Raw genomic sequence first — 17,858 nt, 5'->3', positions numbered from 1 at the left:
CACGACAGGCCGCGGGACGAGAGAAGGTCTGCCGTGGAGCAGCACGAGATCACCGAGGTCCTGAACCGCCCCCTCAGCCGGGAACTGCTGGCCCGCGACATCACCCGGCTCGCCTACGTCGCCAAGGACGGCACGCCGCGCGCGATCCCCATCGGGTTCACCTGGAACGGCACCGAGATCGTCATGTGCACCTCGACGAACGCGCCGAAGCTCGTGGCCCTGCGCGCCAACCCCGCGGTCGCGCTGACGGTCGACACCGAGGTGCACCCGCCGAAGCTCCTGATGATCCGCGGCACGGCCGAGCTGGACGTCGTCGACGGCATCCCCGACGAGTACCTGCGGATGAACGGGTCGTACCGGATGACGGCCGAGCAGCGGGTCGAGTGGGAGGCTGAGGTCCGCGCGCTCTACGACGGCATGGTCCGGATCGTCGTGACCCCCACGTGGGCCACACTGATCGACTTCGAGACGAACCTCCCGAGCGCGGTCGAGGAGCTGATCCGGCGGCGCGCGGAGCGGCAGCCCGCCTGACACGAGGAGACGACGGTGAAGTACCTGTTGCTCAAGCACTACCGCGGCGCGCCCGCCTCGGTCAACGACGTGCCGATGGACCAGTGGACGCCCGAGGAGTTCGACGCGCACGTCCAGTACATGCGCGACTTCGCCGCCCGCCTGGAGGAGACGGGGGAGTTCGTCGACCACCGGGCGCTCGCGCCCGGCGGCGCGTTCGTCCGGCACGACGGCGAGGGCCGCCCGCCGGTGACCGACGGGCCGTTCGCCGAGACTAAGGACCTCATCGCGGGATGGATGATCATCGACGTGGAGTCGTGGGAGCGCGCCGTCGAGCTGGCCGGCGAGCTGTCGGCCGCGCCGGGGGCCGGGGGCAGGCCGGTCCAGGAGTGGCTCGAGGTGCGGCCGCTGCTGACCGACTCGCCCGCGTGGACGGAGTGAACGCGGCGCTGCTGCGGGAGCTCGTGCCCGCGGTGATCGGGGTCCTCGTCCGGCGCGGCGCCGACTTCGCGTCCGCGGAGGACGCCGTGCAGGAGGCCGTGATCCGCGCGCTGGACACGTGGCCGGACGACCCGCCCCGGGACCGGAAGGGCTGGCTGGTGGCGGTCGCGTGGCGGAAGTTCCTCGACGCGGCCCGCGCCGAGGCGGCCCGGCGCGGCCGGGAGCTCGCCGTGGACGCCGAACCGCCCGCCGGCCCCGCGCCGGCCACGGACGACACGCTGCGGCTGTACTTCCTGTGCGCGCACCCCACCCTGCCGCCCGCCGCGGCCGTCGCGCTCACGCTGCGTGCCGTCGGCGGCCTGACCACCCGCCAGATCGCGGCGGCGTACCTCGTGCCCGAGGCGACCATGGCGCAGCGGATCAGCCGGGCCAAGCGCAAGCTCACCGGGTTGCCGCTCGACCAGCCCGGCGACCTCGCGACGGTGCTGCGCGTGCTGTACCTCGTGTTCAACGAGGGGTACGGCGGGGACGTCGACCTCGCGGCCGAGGCGATCCGGCTGGCCCGCCAGCTCGTCGCGCTCACCGACGAGCCCGAGGTCGCCGGCCTGCTCGCGCTGATGCTGCTGCACCACGCCCGCCGGGCCTCGCGCACCGGCCCGGGCGGCAGGCTGGTGCCGCTCGCCGAGCAGGACCGGTCGCGCTGGGACACCGGCATGATCAGCGAGGGCGTGGCGGTCCTGCAGGCCGCGCTGGCCCGCGACCGGCTCGGCGAGTACCAGGCCCAGGCCGCGATCGCCGCCCTCCACGCCGACGCCCAGCGCGCGGACGAGACGGACTGGGTGCAGATCGTCGAGTGGTACGACGAGCTGCTGCGCCTCACCGGCAGCCCGGTCGTCCGCCTCAACCGCGCGGTGGCCGTCGGCGAGGCCGACGGACCGCGTGCCGGCCTGGCGGCACTGGCCGAGGTGAGCCCCGACCTGCCCCGGTACGCGGCCGCGTCGGCGTACCTGCACGAACGCGCGGGCGACCGCCGACTGGCCGCGGAGCTGTACGCCCAGGCCGCACAGGCCGCGGTGAGCGTGCCGGAACGCGACCACCTCACCCGGGAAGCCGCGCGGGTACGGCAGTCGCTGCGCTGACCGCGACGGACCCCACGGCCTGCGCCTCATGCGGTTGCTCTTCGTCACCGGGTAGCGGACGGGCACGGTTTTGCCGCGACGTCCCCGGGTATCCGGTCCTCGTGGACGAGGCGACCTTGCTGCACACGTTGACAAAGGTGGTCAACACACTCGCTGCCGCCGGCATCGACTTCGCCGTGGCCGGTGGGTGTGCCGTGTACGCGCGCGGTGGCCCACCGTCCGATCACGACATCGACGTGTTCCTGCACGAACACGACGCGCGGGCCGCGCAGCAGGCGCTGGTGGCCGAGGGGATGCGCCCCGAGGACCCGCCGGAGGACTGGCTCCTCAAGGCGTACGACGGGCACGTGCTCGTCGACCTGATCTTCCAGCCCAACCACCGCGACCCCGGTGAGCTCCTCCGCCGCGCCGAGCCCATGCGCATCGGGCCCGCGCACGCGCGCGTCGTCTCCGCGACCGACCTGATGGTCGACAAGCTGCTCGTGCTCGGCCCGCACCGGTGCGACTTCGCGCCGTTGCTGACCGTCGCCAGGGACCTGCGCGAGCAGGTGGACTGGGCGCGGGTGGCCGAGGAGACCGGGGATTCCCCGTACGCGCGCGCGTTCCTCGTGCTCCTGGAGGGACTGTCTGTTGTGGACTCCGTGCCGGCAGGCGAAAGGATCCCGACATGACTGACGAGAGCCCGCAGTACCGGGTGGCGCACATCCGGCGTGCACTCGCCGAGGACCCGCGCACCACCGAGATGGGTGTGCGCGTCAACGTGCGGGGCGACCAGGTCCACCTGTCCGGCGAGGTCGCGACCGAGCAGCGGCGCACCGACCTCGAGCAGGTGCTGGCCGAGGTCGCGCCGGACGTGTCGGTGAGCAACGACGTGCGGGTGGCCGACACCCGCGAACCCGCGCGGCGGGAGGAACTCCGATGATCCGCATCGCCGCGGTCGGGGACGTGCACCTCGGCGAGGACGCGCGCGGGCAGCTGCGGCCCGCGCTGGAGAACCTGCCCGAGCACGCCGACGTGCTGCTGCTCGCAGGCGACCTGACCCGGCACGGCACGCTGGACGAGGCGCAGGTCGTCGCCGACGAGTTCGCCGACCTGCCGGTGCCGGTCGTCGCCGTGCTCGGCAACCACGACCACCACAGCGACCAGGCCGACGACATCGCGAAACTCCTGGAGGACCGTGGGCTGCGCGTGCTCGAGGGCGAGGCGGTGACGCTCGAACTCGACGGCACCCGCGTCGGCGTCGCCGGGGTGAAGGGCTTCGGCGGCGGGTTCGCGGGCAAGTGCGCGAGCAACTTCGGCGAGCCGGAGATGAAGGCGTTCGTCCGCCACACCATCGACCGCGCCGACCGCCTGCGCGGCGCGCTGGCCGGCCTCGACACCGACGTGCGGATCGTGCTCACCCACTACTCGCCGATCCCGGAGACCCTGCGCGGCGAGCCGCCGGAGATCTACCCGTTCCTCGGCTGCTACCAGCTCGGCGAGGTGATCGACGAGTGCGGCGCCGACCTCGCACTGCACGGCCACGCCCACTTCGGCTGCGAACAGGGCGTCACACCGGGCGGGGTCCGCGTTCGCAACGTCGCGCAGCCCGTGATCCGCAGCGCCTACGCGACCTACGGCCTGACGCCCGCCGGAGCCACCGCCTGATCCAGCGTGGGTGACGAAGCTGGCTGGATCGCCCGCTTCGGAACTGCGCCCTGTCCACGGTCGGGACGCGGGGCGAGCTGGTGTGGGTGGTGCCGGAGGGCTTGATCGCGGCCGGGCCGTGGCGTGGTCCGAGGGCCGGAGCAGCAGCGTGGTTTCGGCGCGGTGGCGGAGCTGGTTTGATCGCCGCTGTGTAACTGCGCCTTGATCGTCGCCTGCCTACGCTCGGGACGCGCGAGCTGGTGTGGGTGGTGCTTGAGGGCTTGCTTGCGGCGGGGTTGTGTGTGGTCCGCGGGCCGGAGCCGCCGCCTGGTTTCGGCGTGGGTGGTGGAGCTGGTTTGATCGCCCGCTTCGGAACTGCGCCCTGCGCACGCTCGGGACGCGGGGCGAGCTGGTGTGGGTGGTGCCGGAGCGGCGGGGCCGTGGCGTGGTCCGCGGTCCGGAGCAGCCGCCTGGTCCCGGGCGCCGGAATCGTCCCGTCAGGGTGGACACCCGCACGTAGCCCGCACGGGGACAACCGGTCACCGGCGCACGTCGTGCGGAGCGGGTGCTGGCGCTGAAAAATGGCGCTGTGGTGGAAAGATCGATCGGCGCCAGACGCGTGGGGCGCGTGCTGGTGCTCACACTTCGCGGTTCGATGGTGGCGGTGACGGCGGACGAGCTGGGCCGGGTCACGGCCGATGCGGGGGCGCCGGCCGCGGTCGTGGTGGACGTGCTCGGGCTCGATCTCCTGACCGTGCGGGACGCGCGCGAGCTGGTCGCCTTCGCCGGCGAGTGCGGCGGGCGCGGGGTCGACTGCGTGCTCGTCGCCCCGTCGACGGGTGCCACGACCGTGGTGCTCGACGGCGCCGGTCCCGACGGCTCGCTGCCGCGGTTCGCGACGCTGCGGGACGCGCTCGCCCACCTCGGTGCCGACCCGGACGCGGGGGAGCGCGGGCCGACCCTCGTGTTCGACAGCACCGATCTGGGGCGTACCGAGGAGTTCCTCAGCTCCGCGTACGCGCCGATGCGGATCGCCAGCGACACCGGCCGGGCGGGTGCCCGCATCACCAGGGCCGGCATGGGCACGGTCAGCGTGGACCAGCTCGACCTGTCCTTCGAGATGAGCTACGACGTGCGCCCCCTCGGCAAGGTCTGCCTCTGCGACATCGTCTCCGGGGACATCGTGGACCACCGGGTGGCCGGCTGGCGGGCGGCGGAGGCCTTCGGGCCCGGCGAGCTGTTCTCCTTCTCCCCGCCGGACCGGCCGTACGAAGGTCGCATCCGGGCGGCGAAGTACAGCATCACGATGTTCTCGCCGGCCCTGCTCGACGAGGTCGCCGGCGCGGAGCGACCCGTCCGCCTGCTCGACCACCGCCCCCACGACGACCACGTCGCCCGGCGGCTGCGCGCCGCCATCACCCACCTGCACGACGCCGTGCTGACCGTCCCGGAGGCCAGGGACAACGCGCTGGTCGTCTCGACCGCGTCGCAGTACCTCGCCGCGTGCGTGCTCACCGCCTTCCCCAACACGGCGACCGCGGGCGACGGCCACGCCGACCGCAACGACGCGCACCCGAGGGCGCTGCGCAGGGCGATCGCGTTCATCGACGCCAACGCCGACCGGGACATCACCGCCGCGGACATCGCCAGGGCCGCGGGTGTGTCGGCGCGCGCGGTTCAGCTGGCCTTCCGCAGGCACCTCGGCCTGACGCCCATGGCCTACCTGCGGCGGGCGCGTCTCGACGGCGCCCGCGCCGACCTGCGGGCCGCGTCCCCGCGGGACGTCACCGTCACGCAGGTCGCGGCGCGCTGGGGGTTCGCCCGGCCCAGCGCGTTCGCCGCGCACTACCGCGCGACCTACGGCGAGTCCCCGTCGCGGACCCTCCGCGGCGACTGACTTCGTTTTTCGCGTCGCCGGTTCGTTCTCGCTGCTAGCGGAACCGGCGCGGCGAACGGTGGGCTTGCCGAGCCAGGCAGCCGAGGGAACAGGAGTGCGACATCACGGCGGTGACACCTCCGCGCGAGGGGAATGCACACAGGAACCCGGCGCATGCGGTCTTCCACGCCCTGACGCACACGTTGCTCGACGCGCCGACCGTCGCCTGCGTGGTGCGGGCCGTCGTCGACGCGGCCTGCGACGTGGTGCCCGGCGCCGACCTGGCGGGTGCGACCGTGCGCGGCTCCGACGGCGCGTTCCTCGGCGCCGCGGCGACCGACGAGGCAGGCGCCGAGCTCGACCGCGTCCAGTACGGCGCCTGCGACGGGCCGCTGCTGGAGGCCGACGGCGGGCCGCCCGTGCTGGCCGGCGACCTGCGCACCGAGACGCGCTGGTCCGAGTTCACCTCGGCCGCGGCGCGGCACGGCGTCCGCGCGGTCCTCGCCACGGGCTTCCTCCGCGCGGACCCAGCCGAGCCGGGCGGGGCGCTCGTCCTCTACTCCCGCACCGCGGGCGGCCTGACCGAGGACGACCGGGACGCGGCGCTGCTGCTCGTCACGCACGGCTCGCTCGCACTCGCCCGCTGCCGCGCCGCCGAGCAGGCGGACCTGTTGCGCATCAACATGAAACGTGCCATCGAGAGCCGTGACCTGATCGGGCAGGCGAAGGGCATCCTGATGAAACGCGAGGGCATCTCCGCGGCGGCGGCGTTCGAACTGCTGCGCCGCACGTCGCAGGACCGGAACGTCAAGGTCGCCGACCTGGCCCGCACCATCATCGCCCGGCACGACGACCTCGGCTGACCGGACCTCCCATGTCCCCGGTCCAGACGGTCGACCTGCCCGAGGGGCCGCGCCGCGCGCTCATGGCGGCGGTGTTCGGCTACTACCGGCTGGCGGGCTGCCCGTCGCTGCGGGAGATCGACGAGTGGATCCGGGCACGCCCGGACCTGCCGGCCGCGCCGAGCAAGGAGACCGTCCGCAGGCTGCTGGCGGGGATCAGCGTGCCCCTGCGGTGGGAGAGCGTGGAGACGGTGTTCCTGGCGCTGTGCGACCGTGCCGGGTGCGCGCCGGACGAGCCGGCGGGCGGTGGCCCGGGGCCGACCCGGCGGGCGGCCTTCGCGCTGCTGTGGCAGGCGGCCGTGGCCGCACCGCCGCCGCTGGTGCCGAACCCGCGCAGCAGGCGCGGCCAGGTCGCGGGCAGCGGCGCGGCCGGGTAGCGGTGATCGAAAGTACCGGTACTGCAACGAAACCGGTCGCCGCGGCGACACTCTCCTTGGTGCGGAAGGCAGTTCCCCGCCTGTCGCGGACCCTGACGGGCGTTCGGTGAAACCTGTTGCTCCGGAGGGCGCAGTGAAGAAGACGACCGCCTCGTGCATGCTGACGCTGACGATTTTCCTTGTGGCACTTCCCGTCCCGGTACCCGCGGCAGGGGAGGAGGAGAACGAACGGGCGGTGTGCGACAGCACCATCGGGGTGCCCGAGCCGCCCGAAGGGGCAGTGGTTGTCGCCCCCGGGACCGATCTCTCGGCCGCGACGAGGAACAACCCGGCCGGCACGACGTTCTGGCTCGGTGCGGGCACGCACCTGCTGGCGCCCGACCGCTTCGGGCAGGTGATGCCGAAGGACGGCGACACCTACCTCGGCGCACCCGGTGCGGTGCTGGACGGGCAGCGGATCAACCAGGCGGCCTTCACGCAGACGGCCGCGGACGTGGTGATCCGCGGGCTGACCATCCGCGGGTTCGTCGCGCCGCTCGACCAGGGGGTGGTCAACCACGACTCCGGCCCGCGCTGGGTGATCGAGGGCAACGTCATCGAGGACAACGACGGCGCCGCGATGATGGCGGGCGTCGGCCAGCGGGTGCTCGGGAACTGCCTGCGGGACAACGGCCAGTACGGGATCAACGCCTACCGCGCGGGCGGGCTGTCCGATCTCGTCGTCGAGGGCAACGAGATCGCGGGCAACAACACCGGTGACTGGGAGACCCAGCTGCCGGGCTGCGGCTGCACCGGCGGCATGAAGTTCTGGGCCACGAACGGCGCCGACATCCGCGGCAACTGGGTGCACCACAATCACGGCGTGGGGATCTGGGCGGACACGAACAACAACGACTTCATCGTCGAGGACAACCTGATCGAGGACAACTACGCGGAGGGGTTGTTCTACGAGCTCTCGTACAACATGGTCCTCAGTGGAAACACGTTCCGCCGCAACGCCTTGCCGTACGGTCGAAAGCGCGCGGAGCGGGGCGACAACTTCCCCGTCGCGTCCGTCTACATCAGCGAGTCCGGCGGTGACCCGCGCGTCCCGGCGCGGACCGACCTCATCGACATCCGCGGCAACATGTTCTCGGACAACTGGTCCGGGGTGACCCTGTGGGAGAACGCCGACCGGTTCTGCAACAGCCCGGCCAACACCTCCGGCCTGTCGTGCACCCCGCTCGCGCCGTCGGTCTCCTCGTGTGTCCAGCCGGGCATCGCGTCGGCGCCGCTGTTCGGCGACTGCCGGTGGAAGACGCAGCGGGTCCTGGTGCGGGAGAACACGTTCGAGTTCGACGCGGCAACGCCGGGGTGCGCGGCCATGTGCGGTCGGATGGCGGTCCTGTCGAACTACGGGACCTACCCGGAGTGGTCCCCGTACAAGGGGTGGACGGTCGCGGACGCGATCACGTTCACCCAGGGGAACCAGTGGTCGGAGAACCTCTACTACGGTCCGTGGACGTTCGTGGCGCACGACACCTCGCGTGCGCTGTCGTTCGCGGCGTGGCGGTCCGCACCGTACGGCCAGGACACGTGCAGCGCGTTCAACGACGACGACGCCCCGGCCTGCGCGTAGGGCGAAGGGTCCGATGTTTCGAACGCGCGGCGCGTTGGTACAACAACCGTGGTTCGGCGGCGGCGGCCGGGGGCGTCCACTGAGGACGACGGAGCGCCGGGAGAGGACGGGGCGGGGATGGCGCAGGAGGACGGGCCGGGAAGAGTCATCTGGACGTCGGTGCTGACGTGGGACGACGACCTCACGAGCAGCGGCGTCGCGGCACTCCCGTCGATCCGCGCCTGGGTGCGGAGGACCGCGACCGACATCGGCGCCGACGCGCTCACCGACCTCCTGCTCGTGGTGGTCGAGCTGGTCACCAACGCCATCGAACACGGCGGCGGCCCACGCTGCCTGCGACTGTCGCGCAGGCACGCCGAGGTCGACGTCGAGGTGGAGGACACCAACCTCGACGACCTGACCCCGGGCGTGTCGCGGTTCGGCCCGACCGCCCACCGCGGCGCAGGCCTCGTGCTGGTGCGCCGCATCTGCCGGGACTGGGGAGTGCGCCGCGACCCGGCCGCAGGCGGCAAGACCGTGTGGTCGACGATGCCGTGCGAGGAACACGCCCACCCGGACAAGACCGTCAAGCCGAGCGGAACCACCCCATCGCGACGGTGACGCCCGCCCCGACAGCCGCTGTCGAGGCATGCGGAGCCCGGGCGCGAAGCGCCCTGCCCGCGAAGCGGACCAGCCCCACGCCGCGAAAGGCGCGTTGACGGCACCGGTGATGCCGCGAAAGGCGCGTTACCGGCACTCAACGCCGCGAACGTGCTTTTCGCAGCACAACCGGATGCGTGAACGTGCCTTTCACAGCACCCGCCAACACCGCGAACGCACCTTTCGCGGCACACCCCAATGCCGCGACGCGGCTTCGCTCGCCAAGCTGAGCGCTGTGCGCCTGGCCCGGGAAGCGGGCTTCGCCCGGCCAAGCTGAGCGCTGTGCGCCTGGCCCGGGAAGCGGGCTTCGCCCGGCCAAGCTGAGCGCTGTGCGCCTGGCCCGGGAAGCGGGCTTCGCCCGGCCAAGCTGAGCGCTGTGCGCCTGGCCCGGGAAGCGGGCTTCGCCCGGCCCGCGAAGCCGAGCGCAGCCCACCACACAAGGACTGCCTGCCTGCCATCCCGTCGACCTGGCGAAGCCCGATCACACCGTGTCAAGGGGGCCCGAAACCCAAAGCACCACGCACCCAAGCCGCCGGGCCCCCTTGACGCGGTGTGATAGCCCTCCGGGAGGTCGACGGGATGGCAGGCAGCCACGGACACCAGTCCCTGCCAACCCAGCCCCGTGCAAGACCCGCCACCATCCCAGAGACCAGCCCGTCCGGCGAGGACCCCCCGGAGGGAAAAACCCACAACAAGGCCAACCACAAAGCCCGGGACACAAGCAGCTGACCTGCGAAAACCGAAAGAAACCGCGCCCCCAGTACATACGGGCAGCCCCCACCACTCCCGGGGGCACCCCGCTGTCCAGTCTACCGGTACCCACCGACAACCCCCGGGGAACAAGGCCCACCTGTGGATAACCGAACCACCTGTGGACAAATCAGTGCCGCGATCCGCCGCGAAACCACACGAGCCACGTGCAACCCTTTCCCCACCGCATCCGTAAGCAGTGCGACGGGAAGGGGCAGCGGATGCGCGGGTCCGACGAGGACGAGTTCCGGGAGTTCGCCAGGGGGCACGCGGTGCCGTTGCGGCGCAGCGCGTACCTGCTGTGCGGCGACTGGCACCTGGCCGACGACCTCACCCAGACGACGCTGATCAAACTGCACGGCGCGTGGCCGCGGGTGCTGCGCAGGCACGCGCCGGTGAGCTACGCGCGCAAGATCCTGCTGCGCACGTGGCTCGACGAGCAGCGGCGGCCGTGGCGGCGTGCCGAACGGCGGGACGGGGCGCTGCCCGAGGTCGCCGACCGGGACGCGGGCCCCGCTGCCCACCACGAACTTGCCGGGCTGCGCGCGGAACTGCTCGCGCTGCTGGCTGCCCTGCCGCCCCGGCAACGGGCCGTGCTCGTCCTGCGGTACTTCGAGGCGCTGTCCGTGGCGGAGACCGCGGCGGCGCTCGGTTGCTCGGAGGGCACGGTCAAGAGCCAGACCGCGCGCGGGCTCGCCGTCATGCGTGCCCGGCTCGACCACACGGACCTCACGAGGGAGCGCTCATGATCGAGGACCGGCTGGCGGACCGCATGCGGGCCGCGCTCACCGATGAGCCACCGCTGGGCTTCGACCCGGACGAGCTGGCCGACCGGGCGGGTGCGCTGCGCAGGCGCCGTCGCGCGGCGGTCGCCGTCGCGGGGGTGGCCGCCGCGGTGCTGGCGGTCGCGGTGGCCGCCGTGGTCGCCACCGCCGGTGGCCGGGGCCCCGAGACCGGGTCGCCACCGCCGACGACCGCGCCGGGCACCGTGTGCCGCGGTGTCGAGGAGGGCGCCGTGCCGCCGCTGAACTTCCCCGGCTCGGCGGCGGTCGTCGACCGGCTGGACGCGGCGGCGCCCGCGGCGATCGCCGAGCACCTGCCCGGTGTGACCGTCCGGCCGTCGGAGACCGGCATGATCGCCTACGACTGCCCGCCGAACGTCGGCACCGTCTACCCGGTGAACGGGGCCGACCAGTCGGTCATGGTGTACGTCGTCCACGCCGAGGACACGCTCGACCTGGCGAACGACCGGTACGCCGAGGACCGCGACTACCGGCTGCTCGACGAGGGCACCGCGACCGACGGTGCCCGGATCCGCGCGTACCAGTACCGGGGGCCCGGCAGCGGGGCGGTGCTCGTGGTCGTGCGCTTCGGCCCCGACGGGACGGTCACCGAGGCGTCCGTGTCCGGGCAGGGACCGCTGGTGGCGGACCGCGCCGCGCTCACCGCGCTCGCGAGCGACCCGGAGCTGCGCTTCTGATTGATCAACGCTGTTTCTGGATACTCCTGCCCCGGAGCCGCGCCAGGGAGAGGAGCACCGGCCATGTCCGTTTCCGAAGACGCAGGGGTGCGGTCTCGCGACGAGGACCCCGAGAGACCCGACGAGGGGATGGACGGGAGCGCGGTGCTGCTCCTGCGCGTGGCCGAGGCCGACCTGCGGTGGCGCCCGGAACGTGGTTCCCGGCTGATGGCACGGCTGGACACCGCCGGGCCGCACGTGCCGGACGTGGTCGTGGACCTGGGGGCGGCCACGGCGTTGCCCGCCGCCGCCGTGCGGGGGCTCACCGACCTCGCCGCACGGCACGCCGCGGCGGGCAGGCGGCTGGTGGTCGTCGGCGGGCCCGAGACACGCCGCGTGCTCACGCTCGCCGGCGCCGCCGTCCCCGCGGTGTTCGCCACCGTGGACGCCGCGGTGCACGCGCTGCAGGCCCGCGGCGAGGACCCGGCCGACCCGCTCGCGGACGTCCTCGGCGCCGTGGCGCGGACGCTGGAGGCCGAGCCGGACGTCGAGGGCACGCTCCGGGCGATCGTCACCGCCGCCATGACGCACGTCGCCGGCGCCGAGTACGCGGGGATCTCGTTGGTGGCGGGCGGGAAGGTGCGCACCGTGGCGCCGACCGCGGACATCGTGACCGAGATCGACGCGGTGCAGTTCCGGCTCAAGGAAGGCCCGTGCGTCGACGCCATCGCCGACCACGGCACGTACCGCACCGGCGACCTCACGCAGGAGTCGCGGTGGCCGGTGTTCGGCCCGGCCGCCGCCGAACGCGGCGTCCGCTCGATGCTCTGCTACCGGTTGTTCGTCAGCGACAACACCATGGGGGCGCTGACCCTGTACGCCGGCCGCCGCGACGCGTTCAGCGAACGCACCGAACAGGAGGGGCAGCTGTTCGCGACCCACGCGGCGATCGCGCTGATCGGTGCGCAGAAGGAAGCGAGCCTCACGGCCGCCATCGAGCACCGCGACACCATCGCCACCGCCAAGGGCATCCTCATGGCACGCCACGGTGTCGACGCCGCGCAGGCGTTCCGCATGCTGGTCGAGGCCTCCCAGCACGCGAACATGAAGCTCTACCGCGTCGCGGAGTGGCTCGTCGACAACCGCCACGAGCGGGCAGGCGCCCGGACCTGACGACAGGGTTCCGTCACGGTCGGATGGGTCTCGAGGCTGATGGTGTTTCGGTCCGCCCTGCGCTGGGGGCAGGTGGGCTTGCGCCCGTCTTGGTGCGGCGGTTGCCGGCCCGCTTCGCGGGGGCGTGCGCGACGCGCCCGGCATGCTGGGGTCGGCAACGCGGCCGTCGAGTCGCTGTTACGGAGCGCATCCACATGCCTGTCTTTTCACCCATTCGAGTGTTTTGCGGGTGTAATTCCCTCATTGGCAGACCTCGTCGGCGATATCTTTTGCGCGTGCCTGTCCGGCAGCAGGGTCCGGATCGGACAGGAATCACCTGATTGGCAAAAATGATCACGCGAAAACCACCGGTGTGGTGAGCGGCCGTGTACCACACGATCATCGCGGTCGACGTCGAGAAGTTCAGCCAGCGGGACGCCGCCCACCAGCGCAGGATCCACGAGGCACTGCAACCCCTGGTGCGCGAGGCCGTCGAGCACTGCGGACTGGCGTGGGACGAGTGCCACCACGAGGATCGCGGTGACGGCCTGCTCGTGCTCGCCCCGTCCGCCGCGCGGGGAGAACGGCTCGCCGAGTGCCTGCCGAACGAGCTGGCGGGACGGCTGCGCGAGTACAACCACGGCGCGGCGAGCGGTGCGCGCATCCGCCTGCGGGTCGTCGTGCACGCGGGTGACGTCGCCCGTGACGCGCAGGGCGTCGCCGGTCCCGCGGTGGTGCTGGCGTTCCGGCTGCTCGATTCCGAGGAACTCCGGCAGGCGCTCGCGCGTTCCCACGGGCTCCTCGCGCTGATCACGTCCGCGGAATTCTTCCAGAACGTCATCGCGGGCCACCCCGCCGCGAATCCCGCCGTTTACCGGCCCGTGCACGTCTCCAACCGCGGCACCGAGACGACCGGGTGGATTTCCCTGCCCGACAACCACCCGCACCGGGGGCACGCCCGGTCCGTCGGACCACCGGTCCCGGCCGGCCGGGTGCGCCCCGACCTGTGGTGGGCGGTGCTGGGCGTGGTCGCCGCGGCGGCGAGCGCGGCGGCGCTGTGGGGGTCCGGGTGGTACCTCCCGCACGCGCTGGTCGCGGGCCTGGTCGCGGGTGCGCTCGGCGTGCTCACGGCGACCGCGGTGACGCGCCTGACCACCCGGTCCGGCGCGGAGGAAGAGCGGGCCGGATGAGACGCACCCGCCTTCCCGCCGTCCTCGCCGCGGTCCTGGTCGTCGTCGGCTCGACCGTGTTCGCCGACCGCGTCCTCAACCCGGCCCTGCTCTTCCTGTCCGGCACGGTCAAGATCGGGGTCAACGGCGGGCTGCCGGGCTGGAGCTACCCGCGTGACGAACCCCGCGGGTTCGACGTCGAGCTCGCGCGGTTCCTCGCCGACCGGTACGGGTTCACCCTCGAGCTGGTGGCGCTGCGGCCGGAACAGCGCGAACGCGAGCTGCGCGCGGGCCACGTCGACCTCGTCATCGCGAACTACTCCATCGACGGCAGCAGCTGGGGCGACCGGGACAAGAGCAGGCTGGACGTGATCGACTTCGCGGGCCCGTACTTCCTCGACAACTCCGGCGTCATGTACTCGCGGGACAAGCTCGCCGGGTACGGGATGGAGATCCCGGTCGACAAGGTGTGCGTCAGCAACGGGACCACCGCCCAGGACTACCTGAAGGGCGGCGGTGTCTTCGCCGACCAGGACGAGTGCTTCCGCCGGTTCACCGACGCCGAGGACCACGCGATCGTCGGCGTCGTCACCGACCAGTCGCTGCTGACCACCTACGCCCGCGAGTTCGGGGCCGAGGCGGCGCCCGCGGTCTGGCAGAACGAGCCGTCCCAGTACCCGATCCACGACGAGCGGTACGGCATCGCGATGCCCGACGACAGCCCGGCGCTGTGCCGTGAGCTCACCGACGCGGTCGACGCGTTCCTCGCCGACCGGGACGGCGGCTGGGACCGCGCGTTCGCCGAGCACCTGGACGGGGTCGCCGACCCCGGCAGGCACAAGCCCGAGCACGCCGACTCACGCCTGTGCTGACACCCGCCGCTTCGCCCAGCCGAAGGTGAGTTCCACGGCCCGCTTCCAGTTGGCGTACTCCTCCTCCCGGTGCGCGGCGTCCATCTGCGGGGTCCACCGCGCCGCGAGGTGCCAGTTCCTGCGCAGGCCGGCCAGGTCGGGCCAGTACCCGACCGCGAGCCCGGCCGCGTACGCGGCGCCCAGCGACACCGTCTCGGCCACCATCGGGCGCATCACCGGCATGTCGAGCACGTCGGCGATGGTCTGCATCAGCAGGTGGTCCGCGGTCATCCCGCCGTCCACCTTGAACACCCGGGAGCGCTCGCCGAGGTCGGCGGTCATCGCGTCGACGACCTCCCGGGTCTGCCACGCCGTGGCCTCCAGCACCGCGCGGGCCAGGTGCCCCTTGGTGATGTAGGAGGTCAGGCCGACGATCAGGCCGCGCGCCTCGCTGTGCCAGTGCGGCGCGAACAACCCGGAGAACGCGGGCACGATGTAGCAGCCGCCGTTGTCCTTCACGGTCCTGGCGAGCGTCTCGATCTCGGGGGCGGTGTGGATCAGGCCCAGGTTGTCGCGGAACCACTGCACCAGCGACCCGGTGACCGCGATCGAGCCCTCCAGCGCGTAGGTCACCGGCTCGCCACCGAGCTGGTAGCCGATCGTGGTGAGCAGCCCGTGCCCGGAGCGGATGAGCTTGGTGCCGGTGTTCATCAGCAGGAAGCTGCCCGTGCCGTACGTGCACTTCGTCTCGCCCTCGGCGAAGCACGTCTGCCCGAACAGCGCGGCGTGCTGGTCGCCGAGCGCGGCCGCGATCTCGATGCCCGGCACGACTCGCGTGGTGCGGCCGCGGATCTCCGTCGTGGAGCGGATCTCCGGCAGCATCCGCTGTGGAATGTCGAAGAAGGACAGCAGCTCGGGATCCCACCGCAGCGTGGTGATGTTCATCAGCATGGTGCGCGACGCGTTGGTCACGTCGGTGACGTGCAGCCCGCCGTTGACCCCGCCGGTCAGGTTCCAGATCAGCCAGGTGTCCATGGTGCCGAACAGCACGTCGCCGCGCTCCGCCCGGTCACGCAGGCCGGGCACGTCGTCCAGCAGCCAGCGCAGGCTCGGCGCGGAGAAGTACGTGGCGAGCGGCAGGCCGCACCGTTCGCGCACCTCGTCGGCGCCGGGGCGGGCCGCCAGCTCGGCCACCAGCTCCTCGGTCCGGATGTCCTCCCACACGATCGCCCGCCCGACGGGCACGCCGGTGTGCCGGTCCCACACCACGAACGTCTCGCGCTGGTTGGTGATGCCCAGCGCCACCACCTGGTCGGCGGCGATGCCCGCGTCGCGCAACGCCTGCGGCATGATCCGGTCGACGTTGCGCCAGATCTCCACCGCGTCCTGCTCGACCCACCCCGGCCGGGGGTAGTGCTGGCGGTGCTCGCGCTGGGCCACCGAGACGAGCCGCGCGTTGCTGTCGAAGACGATGCACCGGGTCGACGTGGTGCCCTGGTCGATCGCCATCACGAACCGTTGCGCCATTGCTCTCTCGTCCCTGGTCGGTCTCAGTTGTCCGCGGCGAGCGAACGGGACACGGCCTCCGCGGCGTGGCACACGTGGTCGGCCAGCGCCTGCCTCGGCCGGTTCCCGGTCTGGCAGATCCGGTCCACCGCGCCGGAGATCCCGATCGCGCCGACGACGAGCCCGCCGGGCATCCGGATCGGCGCGGCGATGCTCGCCTCGCCCGGCACGTACTCCTCCGCCTCGCTCGCCCAGCCCGCCGCGCGGACCTCGGCCAGCACGCGTTCCAGCGCCGCGGGCCGGACGATCGTGCGGCGCGTGAGCGAGGTCAGCCCGGCGCCGCGGATCGTCGCGAGGAGGCCCGCGTCGTAGGCGAGCAGCACCTTGCCCAGCGCGGTCGCGTGCAGGGGCAGCATGCCGCCGATGCCGAGCGTCTGCATGGTGTCGTCCGGGCGGAACACGTGGTGCACGACGAGCACGGCCCCGTCGAGGTGCATGCCGATCCGGACCTCGTGGCCACTGCGCGCCGCCAGCGCGTCGGCCCAGTTGATCGACCGCGACCGCAGCTCGTTCGCGTCCAGGTAGCTGGTGCCCAGGTGCAGCAACGCCGCGCCGAGCCGGTAGCGGCCGGTACTCTGGTCCTGCTCGACGAACTCCACCCGCTGCAACGTGCGCAGGATGCCGTGCGCGGTGCCCTTGGGCAGGCCGAGCGCGGCCGCGATCTCGGCCAGCCCGTGGTGACCGGAACCGCGCGCCAGGAGCCGCAGCATGGCGGCGGCACGCTCGATCGACTGAATCGGACCCGGCACGCCGCGGAACCTACCTAAATCGGTCTGCGTCGGCAATGTCGAACGCTCAGCGCGAGCGAGCCCGCCGGTCACCGCGTCTGTATCGCGAAAGTTGATCGCCGGTCCGCTGTGGATCGTGCCGGGCGTTCGACAATGCCGACCGCTCGCCATTGAGCACTCTCACCCCACGCCCATAGCTTCCCGGTACCCACGTGTCGGGGTGACACGCGAGCGTGGCTGTTCAACGGCGAATGGAGGAAACGTGTCTCTGACAGAGGTGTTCGTCAGCGAGACGCTCGGCACCGGCACGCTGATACTGCTCGGTGCCGGTGTGGTGGCGAACGTGCTGCTGGCCAAGTCCAAGGGCAAGGACGGCGGCTGGTTGCTCATCAACTTCGGCTGGGGGCTCGCGGTGTTCGCGGGCGTGTTCGTCGCGTACAAGTCCGGCGCGCACCTCAACCCGGCCGTGACGCTCGGCATCCTCGCGAGCGGCGCCGACACCTACGCCCCGGACGTCTCGATCAGCGTCGGCTCGACGCTGGTCTACTTCGCGGGCGAGTTCCTCGGCGCGTTCCTCGGCGCCTGCGCCGCGTTCCTGACCTACCGCAAGCACTTCGAGGCCGAGGAGGACGAGGGCAAGAAGCTCGCCGTGTTCGCCACCGGCCCGGAGATCCGCAGCCCCGGCTGGAACGTCGTCACCGAGGTCTTCGGCACCTTCGTGCTGGTGTTCGTGGTGCTGGCGTTCGGCAACACCCCGCACCAGCTCGGCCCGCTCGCGGTCGCGCTGCTGGTCGTCGGAATCGGCGCCTCGCTCGGCGGCCCCACCGGGTACGCCATCAACCCCGCCCGTGACCTCGGCCCCCGCATCGCGCACGCGCTGCTGCCCACGCACCACAAGGCGACCGTCGCGGTCGGTGTCGGCGGCCCCGGCACCGCGCGGGAGGCGGGCCCCCGGCCGCGCAAGGACTCCGACTGGGGTTACGCGTGGGTGCCGGTGGCCGGCCCGATCATCGGCGGTGTCATCGCCGGTCTGCTCTCCCAGGTCGTGTTCTGAA

19 protein-coding genes are annotated in these 17,858 nt (G+C 72.5%); 17 read left to right on the top strand and 2 right to left on the bottom strand.

Translation table 11 applies throughout. The annotated features are described in order from the left end of the window. The first annotated feature begins 33 nt into the window (after positions 1-33). From ACYQ77_RS16785 to ACYQ77_RS16710, 16 genes are all read left to right on the top strand, one after another. Complete coding sequence (locus ACYQ77_RS16785; protein WP_459712246.1) at positions 34-531, top strand: pyridoxamine 5'-phosphate oxidase family protein; 498 nt, start codon at positions 34-36, stop codon at positions 529-531. 15 nt (positions 532-546) lie between these two features. Further along, positions 547-951: a YciI family protein gene (locus ACYQ77_RS16780; protein WP_459712243.1), complete on the top strand. Its 405-nt coding sequence runs from the start codon at positions 547-549 to the stop codon at positions 949-951. Further along, positions 948-2,090, top strand: a complete 1,143-nt coding sequence (locus ACYQ77_RS16775) for an RNA polymerase sigma factor (RefSeq protein ID WP_459712957.1) — start codon at positions 948-950, stop codon at positions 2,088-2,090. The genes ACYQ77_RS16780 and ACYQ77_RS16775 overlap by 4 nt, the downstream gene beginning before the upstream one ends. A gap of 101 nt (positions 2,091-2,191) precedes the next feature. Then, a complete protein-coding gene (locus ACYQ77_RS16770; protein ID WP_459712240.1) occupies positions 2,192-2,761 on the top strand; it encodes a nucleotidyltransferase in 570 nt (189 codons plus the stop codon). Further along, complete coding sequence (locus ACYQ77_RS16765) at positions 2,758-3,012, top strand: BON domain-containing protein (RefSeq protein WP_459712238.1); 255 nt, start codon at positions 2,758-2,760, stop codon at positions 3,010-3,012. Before ACYQ77_RS16770 ends, ACYQ77_RS16765 begins: the two co-directional genes overlap by 4 nt. Beyond that, positions 3,009-3,737: a metallophosphoesterase family protein gene (locus tag ACYQ77_RS16760; RefSeq protein ID WP_459712235.1), complete on the top strand. Its 729-nt coding sequence runs from the start codon at positions 3,009-3,011 to the stop codon at positions 3,735-3,737. Before ACYQ77_RS16765 ends, ACYQ77_RS16760 begins: the two co-directional genes overlap by 4 nt. A gap of 634 nt (positions 3,738-4,371) precedes the next feature. After that, the gene (locus ACYQ77_RS16755; protein ID WP_459712232.1) at positions 4,372-5,613 is read left to right on the top strand and encodes a helix-turn-helix transcriptional regulator; all 1,242 of its coding nucleotides are present in this window, start codon (positions 4,372-4,374) and stop codon (positions 5,611-5,613) included. A 209-nt stretch (positions 5,614-5,822) separates the two neighbouring features. Next, on the top strand, positions 5,823-6,455 hold the full coding sequence (locus tag ACYQ77_RS16750) for an ANTAR domain-containing response regulator (RefSeq protein ID WP_459712229.1): 633 nt from the start codon (positions 5,823-5,825) through the stop codon (positions 6,453-6,455). 11 nt (positions 6,456-6,466) lie between these two features. Then, positions 6,467-6,871 carry a hypothetical protein gene (locus ACYQ77_RS16745; RefSeq protein ID WP_459712226.1) on the top strand — a complete coding sequence of 135 codons (405 nt, stop codon included), beginning with the start codon at positions 6,467-6,469 and terminating at the stop codon, positions 6,869-6,871. A 157-nt stretch (positions 6,872-7,028) separates the two neighbouring features. Beyond that, positions 7,029-8,489: a right-handed parallel beta-helix repeat-containing protein gene (locus tag ACYQ77_RS16740; protein ID WP_459712955.1), complete on the top strand. Its 1,461-nt coding sequence runs from the start codon at positions 7,029-7,031 to the stop codon at positions 8,487-8,489. 117 nt (positions 8,490-8,606) lie between these two features. Beyond that, positions 8,607-9,089 carry an ATP-binding protein gene (locus tag ACYQ77_RS16735; RefSeq protein ID WP_459712223.1) on the top strand — a complete coding sequence of 161 codons (483 nt, stop codon included), beginning with the start codon at positions 8,607-8,609 and terminating at the stop codon, positions 9,087-9,089. Positions 9,090-10,099: 1,010 nt separating this feature from the next. Beyond that, positions 10,100-10,627: a SigE family RNA polymerase sigma factor gene (locus ACYQ77_RS16730; RefSeq protein ID WP_459712220.1), complete on the top strand. Its 528-nt coding sequence runs from the start codon at positions 10,100-10,102 to the stop codon at positions 10,625-10,627. Further along, a complete protein-coding gene (locus ACYQ77_RS16725; protein WP_459712217.1) occupies positions 10,624-11,358 on the top strand; it encodes a hypothetical protein in 735 nt (244 codons plus the stop codon). The genes ACYQ77_RS16730 and ACYQ77_RS16725 overlap by 4 nt, the downstream gene beginning before the upstream one ends. A 63-nt stretch (positions 11,359-11,421) precedes the next feature. Beyond that, complete coding sequence (locus ACYQ77_RS16720; RefSeq protein WP_459712214.1) at positions 11,422-12,510, top strand: GAF and ANTAR domain-containing protein; 1,089 nt, start codon at positions 11,422-11,424, stop codon at positions 12,508-12,510. A gap of 365 nt (positions 12,511-12,875) precedes the next feature. Beyond that, positions 12,876-13,679, top strand: coding sequence for a hypothetical protein (locus ACYQ77_RS16715; RefSeq protein WP_459712211.1), 804 nt, complete (start codon positions 12,876-12,878; stop codon positions 13,677-13,679). After that, positions 13,676-14,530, top strand: a complete 855-nt coding sequence (locus ACYQ77_RS16710) for a transporter substrate-binding domain-containing protein (protein ID WP_459712208.1) — start codon at positions 13,676-13,678, stop codon at positions 14,528-14,530. Before ACYQ77_RS16715 ends, ACYQ77_RS16710 begins: the two co-directional genes overlap by 4 nt. On the opposite strand, the gene glpK is transcribed toward ACYQ77_RS16710, so the two are convergent. Together glpK and ACYQ77_RS16700 are read right to left on the bottom strand one after the other, a co-directional pair. Next, positions 14,516-16,036, bottom strand: coding sequence for a glycerol kinase GlpK (glpK, locus tag ACYQ77_RS16705; protein WP_459712206.1), 1,521 nt, complete (start codon positions 16,034-16,036; stop codon positions 14,516-14,518). The genes ACYQ77_RS16710 and glpK overlap by 15 nt on opposite strands. A 23-nt stretch (positions 16,037-16,059) precedes the next feature. Further along, positions 16,060-16,824, bottom strand: a complete 765-nt coding sequence (locus ACYQ77_RS16700; RefSeq protein WP_459712204.1) for an IclR family transcriptional regulator — start codon at positions 16,822-16,824, stop codon at positions 16,060-16,062. 241 nt (positions 16,825-17,065) lie between these two features. Here ACYQ77_RS16700 and ACYQ77_RS16695 point away from each other — a divergent pair, with 241 nt between their 5' ends. Continuing rightward, on the top strand, positions 17,066-17,857 hold the full coding sequence (locus tag ACYQ77_RS16695) for an MIP/aquaporin family protein (RefSeq protein WP_459712202.1): 792 nt from the start codon (positions 17,066-17,068) through the stop codon (positions 17,855-17,857). The last annotated feature ends 1 nt before the right edge of the window (position 17,858 follow it).

This window comes from Actinophytocola sp. KF-1 (assembly GCF_054661535.1).
Note: the sequence above shows the minus strand (reverse complement) of the source record. Positions and strands in the feature narration are given on the sequence as shown.

Coding starts and splice junctions, on each gene's coding strand:
- glpK (WP_459712206.1), bottom strand. CDS start 16,036: ATGGCGCAACGGTTCGTGATGGCGATCGACCAGGGCACCACGTCGACC.
- ACYQ77_RS16730 (WP_459712220.1), top strand. CDS start 10,100: ATGCGCGGGTCCGACGAGGACGAGTTCCGGGAGTTCGCCAGGGGGCAC.
- ACYQ77_RS16745 (WP_459712226.1), top strand. CDS start 6,467: ATGTCCCCGGTCCAGACGGTCGACCTGCCCGAGGGGCCGCGCCGCGCG.
- ACYQ77_RS16735 (WP_459712223.1), top strand. CDS start 8,607: ATGGCGCAGGAGGACGGGCCGGGAAGAGTCATCTGGACGTCGGTGCTG.
- ACYQ77_RS16765 (WP_459712238.1), top strand. CDS start 2,758: ATGACTGACGAGAGCCCGCAGTACCGGGTGGCGCACATCCGGCGTGCA.
- ACYQ77_RS16710 (WP_459712208.1), top strand. CDS start 13,676: ATGAGACGCACCCGCCTTCCCGCCGTCCTCGCCGCGGTCCTGGTCGTC.
- ACYQ77_RS16725 (WP_459712217.1), top strand. CDS start 10,624: ATGATCGAGGACCGGCTGGCGGACCGCATGCGGGCCGCGCTCACCGAT.
- ACYQ77_RS16720 (WP_459712214.1), top strand. CDS start 11,422: ATGTCCGTTTCCGAAGACGCAGGGGTGCGGTCTCGCGACGAGGACCCC.
- ACYQ77_RS16755 (WP_459712232.1), top strand. CDS start 4,372: ATGGTGGCGGTGACGGCGGACGAGCTGGGCCGGGTCACGGCCGATGCG.
- ACYQ77_RS16740 (WP_459712955.1), top strand. CDS start 7,029: ATGCTGACGCTGACGATTTTCCTTGTGGCACTTCCCGTCCCGGTACCC.
- ACYQ77_RS16760 (WP_459712235.1), top strand. CDS start 3,009: ATGATCCGCATCGCCGCGGTCGGGGACGTGCACCTCGGCGAGGACGCG.